Annotated in this window: 9 protein-coding genes and 3 CRISPR repeat arrays (1 of these 12 only partly in view); of the genes, 8 read left to right on the top strand and 1 reads right to left on the bottom strand. The window is 41.6% G+C overall.

From position 1 onward, the window contains the following. Nucleotides 1–667: 667 nt before the first annotated feature. A CRISPR array of direct repeats spans nt 668–1,335; the repeat unit is 35 nt; unit sequence GTTGCAGCAACATTTGCCGTAGAGGCAGTAGAAAC. A 247-nt stretch (nt 1,336–1,582) separates the two neighbouring features. The 8 genes from EXT48_RS06950 to cas2 are packed head-to-tail and all read left to right on the top strand — an operon-like array spanning nt 1,583 to nt 14,270. Continuing rightward, on the top strand, nt 1,583–3,337 hold the full coding sequence (locus EXT48_RS06950; protein WP_130164007.1) for a hypothetical protein: 1,755 nt from the start codon (nt 1,583–1,585) through the stop codon (nt 3,335–3,337). Next, nucleotides 3,338–5,371 carry an RAMP superfamily CRISPR-associated protein gene (locus tag EXT48_RS06945; RefSeq protein ID WP_130164006.1) on the top strand — a complete coding sequence of 678 codons (2,034 nt, stop codon included), beginning with the start codon at nt 3,338–3,340 and terminating at the stop codon, nt 5,369–5,371. Next, a complete protein-coding gene (locus EXT48_RS06940; protein WP_130164005.1) occupies nt 5,368–6,798 on the top strand; it encodes an RAMP superfamily CRISPR-associated protein in 1,431 nt (476 codons plus the stop codon). Before EXT48_RS06945 ends, EXT48_RS06940 begins: the two co-directional genes overlap by 4 nt. Beyond that, entirely contained in the window at nt 6,791–7,321 is a 531-nt protein-coding gene (locus tag EXT48_RS06935) for a hypothetical protein (protein WP_130164004.1), read from the top strand. Before EXT48_RS06940 ends, EXT48_RS06935 begins: the two co-directional genes overlap by 8 nt. Then, nucleotides 7,318–9,396, top strand: a complete 2,079-nt coding sequence (locus EXT48_RS06930; RefSeq protein ID WP_130164003.1) for a hypothetical protein — start codon at nt 7,318–7,320, stop codon at nt 9,394–9,396. The genes EXT48_RS06935 and EXT48_RS06930 overlap by 4 nt, the downstream gene beginning before the upstream one ends. Continuing rightward, on the top strand, nt 9,389–11,245 hold the full coding sequence (locus EXT48_RS06925) for a hypothetical protein (RefSeq protein ID WP_130164002.1): 1,857 nt from the start codon (nt 9,389–9,391) through the stop codon (nt 11,243–11,245). The genes EXT48_RS06930 and EXT48_RS06925 overlap by 8 nt, the downstream gene beginning before the upstream one ends. A gap of 8 nt (nt 11,246–11,253) precedes the next feature. Then, a complete protein-coding gene (gene cas1, locus EXT48_RS06920) occupies nt 11,254–13,983 on the top strand; it encodes a CRISPR-associated endonuclease Cas1 (protein WP_130164001.1) in 2,730 nt (909 codons plus the stop codon). Beyond that, on the top strand, nt 13,980–14,270 hold the full coding sequence (cas2, locus tag EXT48_RS06915; RefSeq protein ID WP_130164000.1) for a CRISPR-associated endonuclease Cas2: 291 nt from the start codon (nt 13,980–13,982) through the stop codon (nt 14,268–14,270). The genes cas1 and cas2 overlap by 4 nt, the downstream gene beginning before the upstream one ends. A 381-nt stretch (nt 14,271–14,651) precedes the next feature. Further along, nucleotides 14,652–15,252: direct repeats of the CRISPR family, unit length 35 nt; unit sequence GTTGCAGCAACATTTGCCGTAGAGGCAGTAGAAAC. Nucleotides 15,253–15,354: 102 nt separating this feature from the next. On the opposite strand, the gene EXT48_RS06910 is transcribed toward cas2, so the two are convergent. Continuing rightward, nucleotides 15,355–17,331 carry a hypothetical protein gene (locus EXT48_RS06910; RefSeq protein WP_130163999.1) on the bottom strand — a complete coding sequence of 659 codons (1,977 nt, stop codon included), beginning with the start codon at nt 17,329–17,331 and terminating at the stop codon, nt 15,355–15,357. A gap of 413 nt (nt 17,332–17,744) precedes the next feature. Continuing rightward, a CRISPR array of direct repeats spans nt 17,745–17,810; the repeat unit is 35 nt; unit sequence GTTGCAGCAACATTTGCCGTAGAGGCAGTAGAAAC; it runs 320 nt beyond the window's last position.

Genomic DNA, 17,810 nt, shown 5'->3' with positions numbered 1-17,810 from the left:
TTCAATTTGCTTAAGTATCGCTGCTCTGCCTTTGCCTGTCGATAGATATGCGCTCAACAGGAATTATTTGTAGGTCGTGATTTATCACGACACAGGATTTCCGCCGCTTTTTCAGCGGCTTAAAATGCGGCATTAGAGCCCAAAGATCGCTGGGTGAACCCGTTCCCACCAGAAATTGAGCTTTTAGGACAATATTTGCTTTAGCAGCGCAGCTGACTGGTAGGTCGTGATTTATCACGACAAAGGATTTCCGCCGACTAAGATACATCATTAAAACCAATAAGTTCGCGGGGTGAACCCACTTTTACTCGCTATAAGTAAACGCCATTTAAAAAATTTTGTACCTTTTATTTTAGGGGGCGTTTTTATAACATTTTTTTAGTGATTTATATTAAGAACCAATGGGTTATAACCAAAAGTTGATACCATTCTGGATGAACCTATTTCCTAATTTAGGGATTTTTTAAAAATACTAAAAATATCATATAGTTAACCTAAAAAGCGGTTGCTAGGTTCATCCAATTCAATTAAATCAATTAGTTAGCTTAACTTTTTACTTCCAAAATGACTGATTTTTGCTAAAATTCATAAAGTTTCTTGATTGACGCTGGAGGTTCATCCAATTTGCCGCTACAGGCCTTGTCAGTCAAGGGCTGCAGAAGGTAGGGTTGCAGCAACATTTGCCGTAGAGGCAGTAGAAACTATCCTCTCTTGCTTGTTTGAGAATAACTACCAATGTTGCAGCAACATTTGCCGTAGAGGCAGTAGAAACTTATAACTTTGAGTGAAAATTTCATAAAAGGTCTGTTGCAGCAACATTTGCCGTAGAGGCAGTAGAAACCCTTAGATACGCAGGAATGGAAACTTCTTCCCAGCGCGTTGCAGCAACATTTGCCGTAGAGGCAGTAGAAACCTTCATTTTTTTATTAACGGGTTCCCATAACTTGTCTGTTGCAGCAACATTTGCCGTAGAGGCAGTAGAAACTTATCTACAAGTAACTTACGTTCTGTGAATACTGGTTGCAGCAACATTTGCCGTAGAGGCAGTAGAAACACTTTTTATTTGTCAGCAAATTATATCGTCTGAAAAGTTGCAGCAACATTTGCCGTAGAGGCAGTAGAAACAATAGCTAAGAAGCCCCCAAACCCCTAAAATTACTGTTGCAGCAACATTTGCCGTAGAGGCAGTAGAAACGATTCACCTCTGCATCAGTGAGATAACCATAGTGTGTTGCAGCAACATTTGCCGTAGAGGCAGTAGAAACTGTGTGCCAAGTTGGTATGAATAGAAAAATTTTATGTTGCAGCAACATTTGCCCTAAAGGTAGGTACCTTGAAAAGCTAGCGGGTTAGTTCGCGCTACTCAATAGCGCAGTGAGCTTTTATCAGTGAATTTACGACTTTGAGCAAGTAGCAAAACAGTACACGGCCAACATTCAGTCAAAATCTCTTCCTCAATGCACGAATGGCACGTAAATATGAAATGAAAATAAAGTGAATTATTTGATTACAAAGCGTTTCAAATATATATAAATTACTTTATGCTGATAAATAAGGATCGCTTCATCACACAAGGACACCTATGTTTGTTGCACAAATCGAATTTAAGCGAATTCAAACTTTTTTGTTTTCTTCCTCTCGCCTGCACGATATGGTTGCCGCCAACGCTTTACTTGCTAAGACTATTCGCTACGACCTGGTTGTAGCCGCCATAGCAATAGAAAAAGCCATACTCCCAGACAAAACGCTCCTGTGCGACAACAACTCAGACGCACTCGCTGAACTTGGGATCCTAAGCCGCGATGGTGGTCATTTTTATGCGCTATTTTCAAGTTGTAGCAATGCAAAACGGTTTATTGCAGAGGCTCGCACCATTTTAATTAACAATCTAGCGGGCTTAACAGTACACACTCGCATCTTTAACGAGGCCAAGGGTGCAGATAGTGTCCCTTTTGAGACAATGACTTTACCCTCTCTCTCCCCGTTAACACTTTTTAAAAAGTGTGAGCAATCAAACATTGGCGTTGCCGAGCAAAAGTCAAAACGAACACAAGACCTTGAAAAAAAGATAAAAATAAGCCAACAAACCGCACTTAAAAACAATTATTACAAACAGCTTACTACATATAAAAAAGCACCAGATGGCAACCAAGGCATTGAGGCCTCTAAAGTGGATACGCAAGCTAACGAAGACCGTATTGTTGCTGACTTTGCAAGTGCTATCTCTTCCGATTTTGTTGAGCAAGGCTACACGCTACCCACCAGCTTTGATGAGCTAGTGGGTGATGATTACCTTGCGGTGATAAGCGCTGATGGTAATAATATGGGACAGCGATTTATCGCTCACCGAAATAAAAAAGAAGAGACCCACAATGGCACTTTTAGCGACAAACAACGTATTGCAGAAGTATTTTTTGGCTCTGCAAGGGAGCAATTAAAAAGTGCGGTTAAGCAGGGCATTATTGCAACATTCAAGCACCTCCCCCTTAAAAGCCCTATGCCATTTCAAGTGCTTATGCTTGGCGGTGATGACTTATTATTGGTATGCCAAGCCAAGTATGCCTTTGAGTTAGTCAAACAGATAAATAGTTATTTATCTGCCACCCCCATTGCAGATAATAAGCCACTGACGATGTCTTTTGGGGTATGTATCGCCTCGCATAATTTACCTTTTTATCGGCTGCATTATGCAGCTGAAAAACTTAACGCAAGTGCCAAGGTTAAAGCCCGGGGTACCCAAGAGAACGGTGTACAACCAAGTTGTATTGATTGGCAAATCGTCACCCAAGCGTGGCTCGACAACCCTATTAACGCACGAAAGCAGCAGCAAATAAAGCTAACCAAAATCAACGATAGCACGGAGACTCTACTGTTAAGCCAAAAGCCTTATTTGCTTGGAAAGGATAAAGAATTTAACGATATTATGTCTCTCGCTGAGCGATTTTTACCCGCCTCTCATCAAGATGCAGCGCTCCCCCTTGGCGACCCAACAGCAGCAGAAGAGGCTCAGTACCATATTATGTCCCGTGCACATGTGTACCAACTTATGCACACCCTGCCTTTAGGTTGGCGACAAACAGAGCTGCTGATTAATAAAATGATTGCCAGAGATAAGCAACACGCTGAGCTCAAAGTAACTGATAATAATGATAGCGCTAGCCCAGCGCCCAATTCACTTTATGCATTATTTCAAGCACTCGCTGAGGTTGACAGCAACAAAGTAAGTTACGCTTTTTATCCGCTTCAAGGCGCATCAAATTACTACACCACCAAACTTGGTGATGTGTTAGAGCTTGTATCATTACAATACTTGTCTCGTGAAAAGGAGGTCAGCTAAATGGCGATTCAATTAACTACCATCAAGATTTCACTCACACTTTTAGAAGATCTACACACCGGTAACGGTTTAGGAACGCACCTAATTGATAGCTTGCAAACGAAAGATGCAAACGACCAACCTGTGATCTGGCGGCAACATATTAAAGGCTTATTGGTAGCGGCTAGCACCACCATAAACAAACTAAACAGCAAATACAAAGACTGCTTTAACGATCTGCTGAGTGACTCGCCGCAGTCTAACTGCACCTTAGTGATAGGCTCATTTTACAAAAGCAACCTAACCCCTAATCCAACACATATACTCAGCAGTACAGCACGAGAAGGGGTTAGTTACAAAAATGGCGCGATAGATATGATTAATCGCGCCCCTAAAAAAGGCAGCTTGCGTAACCAAGAGTGTATTAAAGCAGGCTCTGAATTTGAGGCAACATGGCAACTACTCTGTGAGCAGCAAGTTGCCACAAATTATATCCAAGCACTCACAGTGTTGATCAATCATTTAGATCGCATCGGTGGCAACCGAAATCGAGGGGCTGGGCGGGTAAGATGTGATATTAAAATGGATGATACCTTACTAGCTGCCAATGATGTTTCTGCAGTTAACACGCAACAATCTCTAAATATAATCGTGACTAACCTTGAGCCTTTGCGGCTGCCAAATACCGATATCCCAGGCAATATTGTTCCAACTTATACGTATATTTCTGGAGAGCGGTTAAAAGCAGCGTTGGCGAATTGGTGCTTACTGCAAGGCAAACAGGCGTTATTTGAAGCACTAGTAAACGAGGTGATCTCGGTAAGTTATGCCCACCCAAGTAAACAAGGCATGCGTTATATTCCCGCGCCTTTGTGTATTGCCGCGCCAAAATCTCATGCAGAAGGTGCTATACCGTGGTGGGCGCAACAAACACAAGCCAATGAGTTTGCTGATCAATTTGCTGAGTCTAGTACCTCAGCGCCGCTTAAGCGATTAAAAGGTCACTTTTATTACCAACCACAAAGCCAAACCTTATTTGAGCAGGGTGTCGCCATACACATGCGCAACAAAGTACGCACGCAATTTAGCATGCCCGAGTATAAAAAAGATAATGGCGCTGACATCGTTGATGACTCCGATTTATTCGCCGAGGAGGTCATACCTGAGCAAACCCAATTTATGGCGACCTTATCTTGTAGCACAAACTCAGAGTTGATTGCTCAACTTGCTCACTTAATTGCGCAAAATGCTTGGCCTCTGCTGCTAGGTAGAGGCAAGGCGCCATGTAAATTAACCACAACCACCGAAGCGTCAACACCTTTTGAGTTTAATAACACTAAGCCACTCACCGTTGTGCTAACTTCACCGCTATTATGTTACAGCTATCATACTGGTCAGCCCTATACTCAACTTGAGCAAGCATTAAACCAACTTTGCCCAGAGCTAAACTTAGACAAAAAAGATTACACTGCGTTTTCGGAGCAAGATATTTTAACTGGATATAGCTTTGAAACTGGCCTACCTAAAACGCCCACTCAAGTCATTGCAGCGGGTAGTTGTATAAAAATTACCAATATTGAAAAAGCGCAGTTACTGGCCGCTTACCTCAAGCACACACGGGCAATAGGAGAGCGCCAAACACAAGGGCTTGGGCAATTTTTATTAACACAGCAAAACCTTACCGCCACCCTTGATACGAGCTTCACCCCCCGCTTGTGCGACAAGGAAGTGGAGCAACAGATAGATAATATTGACAAGCTGATCCAAAATGATAAGTCGTTTTTTAAACGCTCCCCCAGCGTAACCCAATGGCAAAAGCTAAAAAATGAACTCAAACGGCAAAAAGCAAGCTCGGATCCAAAACCATTAAGCAACGTTTTTGCTGAACTGAAAACACAACAGAATCAATCCAAACATGCGTGGCTGAGTATTACTGACTTTTTATCCGAGCTTGAACGCTTATGTAGCGCGCAACATGAGCCTGCGATATTGGCCTGCGATTGTGTGCTAGTTGCCCTAGCAAACCATAGTGCCAAACAAGGAGAGCAAGCATGAGCGAGCATGTCCCCTATTACACCCTGTTTTACGTGACCTTAGAGCAACATACTGAGTTTAATACTGCCTCTGGAGAGCAAGGTAACGATGTTGATATTGCTCTGGCCAAAGATGGCAATGATAACTATATTATTCGCGGTACGACCCTTGCTGGTGCTATGGTGGATCAAGCCAAAAAATTAGGCATCCCAGTAGAGTATGATATTTCAGGTGAAGCTCCTGCCCAAGATAAAAATAATAAGCCAATCTGTATTCCTTCACGGCTACGGGTCGACACTGCAAGCCTCAAGACCCCTCTGCATGATGCCATTGTTCGTCAACATGTTGCCATAGATGAAGTAACTGGTGCAGCAAAGCCTAACGCCTTATTTGATGTACAGGTACTGCCAAAGGGGAACTTATGGCACTGTTTTATTGAAGTAAATATGATTGACTGTACACCGCGTAGCATCGCCCCAGATGAGTTAGTTGCTCATGTATTACACTATTGGCAAACAAATTATTTATTTTTAGGCCACCGCCCTGTGGCAGGCTATGGCTGGTTTAAAGTACAACAAGCCGAGGTGGTAACGCTCACAAACGAACATGTATTTGATTACCCAAATAGCACCTGTGATTTTACCCAAAATAAGGTGCAACTATGCAAACAATTGCAAGTTCAAAGCACGCCACTAGATCAATTTGTGAAAAATAAAACGCTTGCTGACGCCCCCGTTTTACGAAAAACACTACTCGTTACGTTAAGTGCAGGGGCAAATTTGGATGGTTCGGGGGAACAATGGGGAGTCGATGGCTTTTTTATTGGTGGGCATAGTCAAGATATCCCTGAGAGTATACACGAGCTGCCCGACTCAGTGTTATCGCACTTTAGCACAGGCAGTAGCTACAAATTACAAGACCAAGATACCCCTGATAACTTTTTTGTTGTGGATGAAAATCATCAGCCTTATATACCCGGAGCCAGTATTCGCGGTGTGTTAAACCACCAGTTGATCCGCGCGAATGAGAGCAAAATCGCTCACAGTTTATTTGGCTCGCTAAACAAACAAAATGGCAAAGTGCAAAGCTCTAATCTCTATATCAAACCCGCTTATTTACAACATGATGACTGGCAAGCGATGGTATTTCATAACCACGCTGAAGATGAGTTTACCGCTGGGGTGTATGGCTCAAATAAGTTTGTTCGCACTGCGGTTGTACGCGGTAGTTTTGTCACAGAGCTGGTACTTGAATATATCAAAGACCCAGATGCGAGCAATGCAGATCACATGAAAAGTGAGGTAAAAGCGCAATATGATGCGCTGTGCAACGCGCTACAACAAGGCGCTCAGTCACAGCTTGCTATTGGCGCCAAGCAATGGGTTGACTCGGGTTGGCTGCGCTGGAAAGTACAGGAACAAAAAGAAGAAGGAGCTGACAATGACTAAAGCGGATTTACAAGTACAACGCATTAATGCGCCAATTTCAGCGCTGTTAAACCAGCTGGTTAACCTAGGGTTCACAGCAGCGGACATTCAAGACCAAGATACAGTACAGTTACTAAAAAACTATGTCCTAGACAACAATACAAGCTTCATTTTGGTACTAGACCCAAAACCATCGACCACAGCTAAAGAGCGTTGCCCTACTGTCATTAACACAAAGAGCAAGCTAAGCGAACTATTACAAAAAGGCAAGTTTGAGTTTGCTCAATGCCAGTTATTTTTACCGCACAGTACTCTAACCATGATTGCAACAAATGAATGTACATTGCTCAAACATGTAGCGCTACCAGAGCAAAATAAGACCAGCGTATTACTTTACCATACGCCCTATTTACTCACTGACTCTGGTCGCTTTGATAGCGAGACGATTACCGAGTTACAAGCGTTGAGCCATAACGGACAACTAAAATTTATTACCGTTGAAACCACCAAGGGTACCGCAGAGCTTATATGGGAGAGACAGTGATGACTAAAAAAGGTAGAAAGTTAAATACGGTTTATCATTTTGTTCCTAACGGAAGTCAAATATATGCAAGTTCTATTTTTCAACAATCTGATTTCAAAGCCGATAGCTTGAGTGGTTCACTTAAAGTTAATATAAAAACTAAGGGTGAAAGTATTTTTGCTCATTATCAAGATACGGTTAGTAATCAGCGAAGTGCTTTGGATAAAACCACACTGGCGAGCTTAAACAAGTACTTCCCTAATGAAAAAAAAGTATTATTCCCTCTATTTTATAGTGATAAAAACATCCAAAAACAGCTTATTTTAGGCTCTAGTATTAAGGGTCTTTTAAGAAGTAATGTCGCCAATTTAACATGCTTTCCGATGCAACGAGTTCAAGAACGCAGCTTTGCTTTTAGGCCAAATATTTCTCAGCCAAGTATAGCGCACCGAGAATATACACTATATAAAACATTTGCTGCACGTGTTAAAAACCTATCCATATCCGATAACAATGAGTCAAATGCTACATTGACGCTAGAAGTTTTTAGCAATCTCAATACATTAAAAGATATAGAATATCTGACTGAGGATGAATATGATGAAAACTATACGAATGGTGTATATCGTTATCAAGGATGCACCGATTATTACGGATATTTAGCGCAATTGCACGACCATACTCATGAAAATAAAACTAAGCAATATGAGTTTGCAAGGCTCACCAAAAACGAGGGTTATCTCAAATCCAAATCAATCACGGTAAGTAAAGCGGTTATAGAACAATATCTCAAAACAACAGATCATTTATGTGATCAAGTTAATGGTCATTTAAGCCCAAAAAACCCTATTTTAAAAGACAGTCAGCTGCAATTTTTAGCTTACAAAAATAATAGTGGTGACGAAAAAAATAAGCCCGTCGATATGAATGAAATAGCTCGTTCTATCCAGTTAAGTCGCTCACTTCTTGAGTGGCAGTCTGAAATGGAAAATGACGATTTACTTATATTTGTTGAGGCCAAGGTGGATTGTCAGCAACAACCAATAGAAATCGTTTCTTTTGGAAACAACTATCGCTACTATTGGATGTACAGAGATACAGTAACTAAAACAAATGGAAAGCTTAGAAAAGAGCTACTAAACAACGATGATATTGAAACCACAAAAAAATCAACAGTTGTGAAGTTGTTTGGCCATATTGATGAAGACAATAACTACAAAACAGCTGGCAAAGTGAACATTAACCATGCGCTTGAAGTGATAGAGGGCAAAAGTGTCGCAGAAAGAAATCAATGGAGCTCTATTCCATACTTAGGGAGCCCTAAATCAAGCGCTTTTGAGCATTATCTTTCACAACCGTCTGACACAAAAAGATTAATGAGCTACGGTGAGCAAACTGGTGATGAATTGAGTCTGTTAGCTGGCAGAAAAAAGTATTTTCATAGTAAGACCAAATATGGAAATAGTGAAAAACAATATCGAGACCCGAATAGTAGTATAGCTGCATACGTAACCCCGAGGAATACTAAGTTTAATTTTACACTTAGGTTTAGGGATGTTAGCAAGCTTGAACTTGGTATATTAGTTATTGCATTAAATCCGAATATACTTGTTAGTGAATTTCAAGCATTACCCAAAAAAAACCCTCATCTATCGAGCTTGTTTAGCCAGTTTTCTTTTCCGTTTGCACAAAAATTGGGGTATGCGAGGCCACATGGGTTTGGAAGTGTTGAGTTTACAATAGCAGAAGTACAGACCACTCCGAAACTAAACAACTTAGCTTCAGAATGTGTAAGAGAGTATATAACTTTTATCAGTGAAAGATTGTTGTCTGATAACCAGTTATCAGACATGGGTAAAGAATACCTTGATGTATTATCAAGCTGGCTTTCTCTCAATGAATTAGTTACCGATCAAGAAACTAGTTACCCCAGTAAGCATGATAAAAATTCTAATAAAGAAAATCCCATACTTGCCTTTCACTCCCATATCCGAAGCGAGCACAATAAACAAAGGAAGTGTAATGATAAGTTACCCGTAGAAACAAAGCTAACAACTTTGATTAATATCGGCTATCAGGGAGATAGGGATGACTAACAAAATTCTAATTATCACCATCGGTAATACCGATATTAAAGCAGTAATTAAAGAGACGAAAAAAGCAGGTGAAGATCAGGATAAAGCCCAAACCGAGGCCATCACCACTTTAGCGACAATAGGCGACCACAGCCGCCCGGAGTTTTGTAGCTACCTTGCTGAGCACTGTATTGATGTAGGATCGTCATCTCAGAGACTTGCGTTTACTTTACTCGAACCCAACGAAGCAGTAGATGTGTTAACTGCACAGGACTTTGAGCAACAAGAAAAGCCGCTTTATCTTGACTTCACCATTAATGACGGTAAAGCAAAGTTTACAGCTCCAAAATTCTGCACCTTAAGAACCCCAGACTGCCCTGAGCTATTATTGCCAAAAATTGCCCCTTTAGTGAATGAACTACAACACATAGACTTTACACCTAACTATGTTCTAGTGCTAAATACCAACCGACAAGCAAGCAATAAACTCAGCACATTCATTAAGAAGAAAGAGCCATTCGCCTATGGCCCGTATATCGCAAACCGGCTAAGCAAAAGCTTGAAGCTGCCCTATAATCAAGAGTTTGACCATACCTACTGCACCAGCGCTGACATTAAACAAGGCGTGTACTATCTTAACTTTTTAACTGGCGATGACCTATTAGAGGGCGCTGACCAAAACGACCCCATAAACCGCCAAGCTCTTGAAAAGATCTCTACAGCAATTCAAACCTTATGCTCAAGAGTAGAACCGTCACAAAACCAGTTAATCTTGTCTTGTGGTGGCGGCTTTCCAAAGCTCAAGGCACAACTGGAGGCCATTTGTGAACTATACGCTGATAAAGTCTTGGCTTACTCAGAGCCAGAGATGCGCTCAAGCTCAGCGCCAGCAGTAACACTTGCCAATACCCACCATTACCCAAGTCCAGATGTGTCACTACGCGCGCGCAAACAATGTATTGCACTGATACAGCATGGCAACTTTCAAGGGGCAGCAGCATTGGCACAGCCTTTTGTTGATGACGAAAATAAAAATCGGTGCGATAAAGGCTGGGCACATAACCTAATTACAGCAAGTGAATGGCTCCAAGGGCGTGTAAGTATTGATAAACTCAACGCCACACTACCAGCCGCTCTCCCCTTTAACACAGAGGCTGAGTTACCCAACTGCTTGTGGGCAGCATTTAGAATTGAAGCCGCACTAAAGATGGGTAATTATCAAGAAGCCATCCGCTTTACCTGTGATTTTGTAGAAGTCGCAGCACAAGATTTACTCTGTCATAGTTTTACACCTAACCAGTTCGAGATAAACGCAGCCAAAGCGCAGTGTGAAGTCATTAAAAAACAATATGAAGAGCAAATAACCACGCTCTTCCAACGTAAAAAAAAGAAGCCACTTGACTCGTTATTAACATGTTGTTTTGACTTGAAAATTGACCGTTCTTTAAAATATAAAGCGGAACAAGGTTCTGACCGCAACTTGCTGTTTGACTTTGCTATTGCACTTTCCAAACTCAAACAAAACGAGCAAATTAGATGGGAGGATCTAAACAATCATCCACTGCTACAGTTTGAACATACATTGCGTACTAAGCCGGAAAAGTGTGAATCAACACCACAGCGGTACCGCAACCGTATTACCCATGGTTACCTCTCGCCCACTGACGTTAAAGAGGCAAAAAATACCTTTATACACGCAAAACTGTGGGGCGAGGATAAAGAGTATGCCTTCTTAACTCAGCCATTGTTTTTGGATATTTTTGACCTTTTAGTAACAAACAAACAGCGCGCAAGTGATCTATACAGCAACCTAGTAAAGACATTATGCCAACAGATGCTAAACGCCCCTATTAATTTTACCGAGGATTAATTGCCGTAATGAGTCTATACCCCATTCGAGTATATGGTGTAGAGCTTGAGTTTAGTGCGACTACCTCGATGCCGTTTTTTCATCAAGCGGTATTGCGGGGCTTTATCAACACCTTATTAAATATTCCTGAGCAAATACAAAATCGCGTATTAGTGCACGCGCCTGAGAGCGGTGTTATTCAATATCAAAAGGGCACGCGGTATCGCTTTTATTTGATAAGTATTAATCTACCGGAAATACACCTTGAGCAGCTATTTACTCAGCTAACTAACTTACCGCGCTCCGCCTCTCATTGCTACGGCGCGCTTGCCCATAACATTAAGCTGCATCAAATTTTTGATCCACTGACTCAAATGCCTGTGGCGCACCCATTAATGACCACGCAATACGATCACCACTCGATTTTACTAGAGGCAGAGCAATGGCAACGCTACAGTGAACACCACCACAGCGTCACCCTTTCATTTCAAAGCCCAGTTAGACTCAGCCACTCGGGGAAACGAGTTTATCAACAAAGTGATGAACTTCACGGCAGCCTTATTATTGACCGCTGTTTTGATGCCTATGCGTCGTTATGTCAAGTACTAGGCTATACCAGACCGGCAAGGCAAGCGCCAGTAGAGTGCGATATGACCGCCGATCTGCACTGGGCTGATACCAGCTACCAAAGCAAAGGAAAACAGACCAAACAACTTGGCGGTTTAGTAGGTACACTCACTCTAAATACGCACCAGCTTAGTTACGATAATTGGGTAACCTTAGTGTTAGGGCAATATATAGGTATTGGGCAAAACCGCAATTTTGGGATGGGACGATACCACTTATGCGGTGAGCAAGGCGAGCTGGGATTTATTCCCCTTACCCGTACTACCCCTTTGTTAAAACAAGTGTTTAACTTACAAACGTTAGAACTTGCTTGGCAACACGAAATTAAAAAACTGCCAAAAAGCGCGCAATCAACATGGGGGCAACAAGCGTTCGAGCGACTCTTAAGCGCGTTACAAAACCTGCACTACCAACCGGGTGCGCTTAACCCCAAAATGCTAGATAAACCGGGGCAAAAGCAAAGACTATTATTACTACCATCATTTATAGATAAAGTTGCCCATAAAGCACTTAGTACTTGGCTCGGCACCTCACTTGATCTGCTCTACAGTAAATCAAGTTATGCCTACCGCCGTGGATATTCGCGCTTAACTGCACGCGATAGCATTGTGCAAGCAGTAAGAGCCGGTTATGAATACGTGCTAGATGCCGACATTAAACAATTTTTTGCCAGCTTGCAGCCTAGCCAAGTTATCGCACGCTTAAGGGCGCTCTATGGTGATGACCCGCTATGGGCAATACTCAACGCCATGTTACATGCCCCCATAGCCAACACTCAACAACATGATATTTCGCAAGTAAGCGGGCTAAACCTTGGCAGCTCACTGAGTCCTGTACTTGCCAACCTTATGCTCGATCCCTTCGATGCTATTTTAGGTAACCAAGAGCAGCGTTTAGTACGTTACGCTGATGACTTTTTGATTTTATGCCGAACCAAACAACAAGCCGAGCGCACGCTAGAAAATGTGAAAAAAGTAATCGCACATCAGGGATTGGAGCTCAATGAAGAAAAGACACAAGTTGTACACATATCCAAGGGAGTCAAGTTTTTAGGATATTTATTCATCAACGATTTAGTGATCTCCATAAAACCGGAAAAGAGTCCAACGCCTGAAAAACAGCCACCTTCAATGCCAGAGACTTCAAACAGTTGCTATTTTAATGATAGTCCCATGACGCTATGTATTACTGGCCGCTCTGCATTACTTAACTGCCAAGGAAAGCGGCTAAAAATAACACAAGGTGACGATACCCAAGCCCTGATCCCGCTTACTCATTTACAAACCGTTGTATTATTTGGTAATCATCATATCACTACGCCAGCACTTAAACGCTTAATGAAGCAAAAAATTAACGTCTATTTTGCCGATGGTTTTGGCAACTACATAGGTCAAACATTAGCAAGCTCCCCTTTAAACGAACTTCATCTAATACAAGCAAGTCGATTTGCAAATAAATCAACGGCGCTTGAATTTAGTAAAACATTACTGAGTGCTAAAATCCATAATCAACGCGAAGTACTAAGATTGCGAAAGTTAATGCATGAACCTCTTTCTAAAATGCTGAATAAGCTCAAAGGGGCAAATTCAATTGCACAGTGCTTAGGCTTTGAAGGAAGCGCCAGTAAGACATACTATCAGCAACTCGCGCTAGTACTTCCAGACCAGTTTGAATTTACAACGCGAGTAAAACAACAACCACGAGATCCCGTTAATAGCTTATTATCTTATGGCTACAGCTTACTGTATTGCCATGTAAGTACTTTACTACAAAGTGCTGGCTTATACCCAAATTATGCAGGCCTCCACCAGGCCAAAGGGCAGCATCATACTCTAGCGAGTGATCTAATGGAGCCATTTAGATTTGTTGTCGAGCGCACGATGATTAATGCGCTCAATTTAAATCAAATATCAGTAGCTGACTTTGAACAACAAGGAACATTTTGCCGAATAAGAGAGGATAAACGACGTTTGTGGAGCAAGCTATTAATAGAAGCGTTACAAACACCAAAATATAAACAAGGACAGCTGCATTACAGTTTATTAGACGCAATACAACAACAGAATTATCATTTAATAGACTGGCTCAAAGGAGAGTCTCCCCATTTTACGCCATGGCGGTTACCTAGATGAGTTTAATTTACGTAGTCACATTTGACATAGAAAACGACAAACTGAGACGAAAGGTAGGAAATACGCTATTGGAATTTGGTGATCGCGTTCAGTATTCTGTCTTTGAGATTAAACTAGCAAATGAAACGGCATTGGTAAAACTCAAGCAAGAACTGCAATCATTGGTTGATGGTTATGATGGCACAGCAAACATTCGCTTTTACTATTTAAACCACACTACCAGAACAAAATCCATGGACCTTGAAGGAAAGGCCGTTGCCTGCTTTCCTAGCGCACAAATTTTTTAACTTACTTTGAGAAACCCAATTCTTAACAAAGTATGTTCACGATTAAAAATCTTGTACCTTTTATTTTGGGGCGGAGCTTTTATCACTTTTTTTGAGGAACTTATATTAAGAAACAATGGGTTATAATCAAAAGTTGATACCATTCTGGATGAACCTATTTCCTAATTTAGGGATTTTTTAAAAATACTAAAAATATCATATAGTTAACCTAAAAAGCAGTTGCTAGGTTCATCCAATTCAATTAAATCAATTAGTTAGCTTAAATTTTTGCTTCCAAAACGGCTGTTTTTTGCTAGAATCAATACTGTTTCTTGGTTGACACTGGAGGTTCATCCAATTTGCCGCTACAGGCCGTGTCAGTCAAGGGCTACAGAAGGTAGGGTTGCAGCAACATTTGCCGTAGAGGCAGTAGAAACAATCACGATTTAAAAAAATATATGTCGAGTGGACATGTTGCAGCAACATTTGCCGTAGAGGCAGTAGAAACACTAGAATCAGTACCTCTTTTGGTTCGTCTACGTGTGTTGCAGCAACATTTGCCGTAGAGGCAGTAGAAACTTAGAGAAAGATAATGATTCATCAAGCTGACTTTCTGTTGCAGCAACATTTGCCGTAGAGGCAGTAGAAACTGGATTACCTTTAGATATATTTCTCAATACTTCGGTTGCAGCAACATTTGCCGTAGAGGCAGTAGAAACCTGTTGAGAAGGCTGTATCCGTTGCTTGAATACCTGTTGCAGCAACATTTGCCGTAGAGGCAGTAGAAACTTATAAATCCCCCTAAGGATGGATGGTTGTGAAAAAGTTGCAGCAACATTTGCCGTAGAGGCAGTAGAAACAATATAAACTACGTGAGATTGAGAACTTGTAAACATGGTTGCAGCAACATTTGCCGCAGAGGCAGTAGAAACATCATACAGCCCAATAGGGAGTACTTTCACCAACTGGTTGCAGCAACATTTGCCGTAAAGGCAGCTAAATCAAAAGCGAGCGAGGTGAACCCGCTCCTACTTGAGGAGCGGTTTTGGCAAAACGAAAGGTAGTTTTTACAGGTTGCTAAGCAGCTATGTTAGTGTGTGATTGACTAAAACCACATTTTATGACCCCAGCCAAATACGCAAACAAGCCCAAATATTAGTAAAGTAAGTGACAAGCGGCTGCGCTTAGGTTGGCTTTGTTTTTGGTGTGTGACACTGGCTTTTCGCGCAATTTGTTTGTTAATACTTAGATTTGAATAATAGACAAAAGCTGAGGTCGTGAGCATCACCAAACCAATAAATACGGCATGCCAATCACTTGAGAAAAAACGAATTGGCTCACCATAATATAGCGTGGTCATTTCTACAAAGTTAGTGCCAAACACGCTGGCAATAAAAATAAGTGCAGTGCCTAACGTGGCGATATTTTTTATTTTATTTTGATGTTGCTGTTGTTGTTCCCTGAGCTGTTTGGCTTCTTGCTCCATTTTTGCGTTATGTGTATGAGATTGCTGCTGGTGGTACAGCGCTATTAATTCATGATATTCGCGAATATCTTCAGCCAATCTCTGGTGGTACAAGTTAATATTAAATATGTTATCCCACTGGCAATACACCTGATTTAGCATGGTCAACACACTGACTTCAGCAAACCGGTTATTAATGCGGTGACTCAATAATAATTGTTGCTGCTCTTTTATGGTAGTAATAACCTGTTGTTCAAGCCTTATCGCACCATCCATTTGGGTACTATTTTGCATTGCCTGTAAAAGGCAGTATTCCGCATACGCCAATACCAATACCGCTACATACTGCGTACCTTGGTTGGCAATAAAGCCTTGATGAAAAATACGCTGTTGCTGCCCTATTCGGTTGGGGTTGATGAGTACACAGCCCCCTTCCCGTGAAAACTGATGTCGGATGTCTGCCCCACCAATGCCACTTTCTAGTTCATCCTCGGTTATCAAATAGGCCATACTCTGCCGCTTTGCTAAACGCAATTGCAGTGCCATTGTTTGCGCAAGCATGAGCTTTTGTACCTGTGTGTTTAAGTGCTGCTTTGTTTGCTGTAAATAGGCTTGCATATACCCAAGTGGCCGTGCAAGCTGCCACTGCTGAGCGAAAGGACTGTTGACTTGCTCGTTTGTATTTAAATTACGTTGATTAAGTAACAAACTCATGATGTCGAGCCAACTAAAAGGCGCAGCTTTTTGTTGCCAGCGCGCTTGAGTATTAAACAGTGCTAACTGCCCTTTGGTGCGATAAAACGCAGCATTCAGTTCAACTAAATCTTGCAATGTAATGGCGTGTCGCGTAAGAATTGGCTCTGTTTGTGTGGTGTTTTGTAAATGAACAATGTCGTTAAATTGTATTGAGAGTATGGTAAGTACCAACCCTGTTGGCATGTAAACCAGCTGCATATCTGCTAAACGCATTTCGCAATAATACTCGCCATTATCAACACTTTGATAAGAAAAGTGCCGTGCCGGTTTAGCAAGTTTTAGCCACAAACGATTGTGCTTGTCATGTAACTGCTGCTTGGCCGATGCAGTTAACCCCAATGACGGTAAACTGTAGGTTGGCTCGTCTAGTTTTGGTAAAAAGCGCTGCTTTATTTCATCATGAAGATCATCAAGCGTACGAGTGAGCGGGCGAACTTCCCACACATGCTGCTTATGGCAAGGCCTATGCTTTGTATTTAAGCCTAATTCACCAAAAATCTGCGCGATAGTTAGCGCCTTGAGTGCCGTATAATTCGCTTTATGTTTGTCAATTTGTGCGCTGCAAGGCAGCTTACTGGTAAGATCTGCGCCAAGGGTAGAGGGAATAATTAACCGATAGCAATTATTACCCACCTTAGTACTAACCTCTCGATTAAGCGGCTGTTGTAATGCCCTTGGCTGCTCGGCAGTAATATAGTGCGCACTTAGGCGTTGCTGTACTGGCGGTGATTGCTCAGCTATCCACCCTGCTATTTCTCCATGGTGGTTGAGGTAGTCGGTTGCACTTTTGAGTAAGTCTGGCTGTGAGTCTGGTAGCAGCTCGTTAAGATAGCCGGTGATTGCTTCTTGATTTAACCCCATCGTTTACTGACTCCTTTCGTAATGTTAATTGAGTTAGCAGAATAGGTAAGTTCTTGAGTAAGGTAAAGTGATATTCACAAAAGCTAATCACGCAAACAAACCTCACTTATTTTAAGTATAATTTTTAGGTATTTTTAATATAAAGCAGTAGGTTATAAGTAAAAGGTAATACGGTTCTGGATGAACCTCTTTCCTGATATAGGGATTTTTTAAAAATACTATAACTATCATACTGTTAGCCTAAAAACCCACCCTTAGGTTCATCCATTTCAATTAAATCAATTAGTTAGCTTAACTTTTTACTTCCAAAATGGCTGTTTTTTGCTAATATCAACACAGTTTCTTGATTGGCGCTGGAGGTTCATCCAATTAGCCGCTACAGGCCGTGTCAGTCAAGGGCTACAGAAGGTAGGGTTGCAGCAACATTTGCCGTAGAGGCAGTAGAAACATCGTAGCGATTCTACTTAAATGAATCTCAT

Origin of the sequence: Pseudoalteromonas sp. CO348 (genome assembly GCF_004208845.1) — a bacterium.
GTDB classification, from domain to species: Bacteria; Pseudomonadota; Gammaproteobacteria; order Enterobacterales; family Alteromonadaceae; genus Pseudoalteromonas; species Pseudoalteromonas maricaloris.
Note: the sequence above shows the minus strand (reverse complement) of the source record. Positions and strands in the feature narration are given on the sequence as shown.

Bases quoted from the DNA above. Each gene is read 5' to 3' on its own strand.
- EXT48_RS06950 (WP_130164007.1), top strand. From the start codon at position 1,583: ATGTTTGTTGCACAAATCGAATTTAAGCGAATTCAAACTTTTTTGTTT.
- EXT48_RS06945 (WP_130164006.1), top strand. From the start codon at position 3,338: ATGGCGATTCAATTAACTACCATCAAGATTTCACTCACACTTTTAGAA.
- EXT48_RS06940 (WP_130164005.1), top strand. From the start codon at position 5,368: ATGAGCGAGCATGTCCCCTATTACACCCTGTTTTACGTGACCTTAGAG.
- EXT48_RS06935 (WP_130164004.1), top strand. From the start codon at position 6,791: ATGACTAAAGCGGATTTACAAGTACAACGCATTAATGCGCCAATTTCA.
- EXT48_RS06925 (WP_130164002.1), top strand. From the start codon at position 9,389: ATGACTAACAAAATTCTAATTATCACCATCGGTAATACCGATATTAAA.
- cas1 (WP_130164001.1), top strand. From the start codon at position 11,254: ATGAGTCTATACCCCATTCGAGTATATGGTGTAGAGCTTGAGTTTAGT.
- cas2 (WP_130164000.1), top strand. From the start codon at position 13,980: ATGAGTTTAATTTACGTAGTCACATTTGACATAGAAAACGACAAACTG.
- EXT48_RS06910 (WP_130163999.1), bottom strand. From the start codon at position 17,331: ATGGGGTTAAATCAAGAAGCAATCACCGGCTATCTTAACGAGCTGCTA.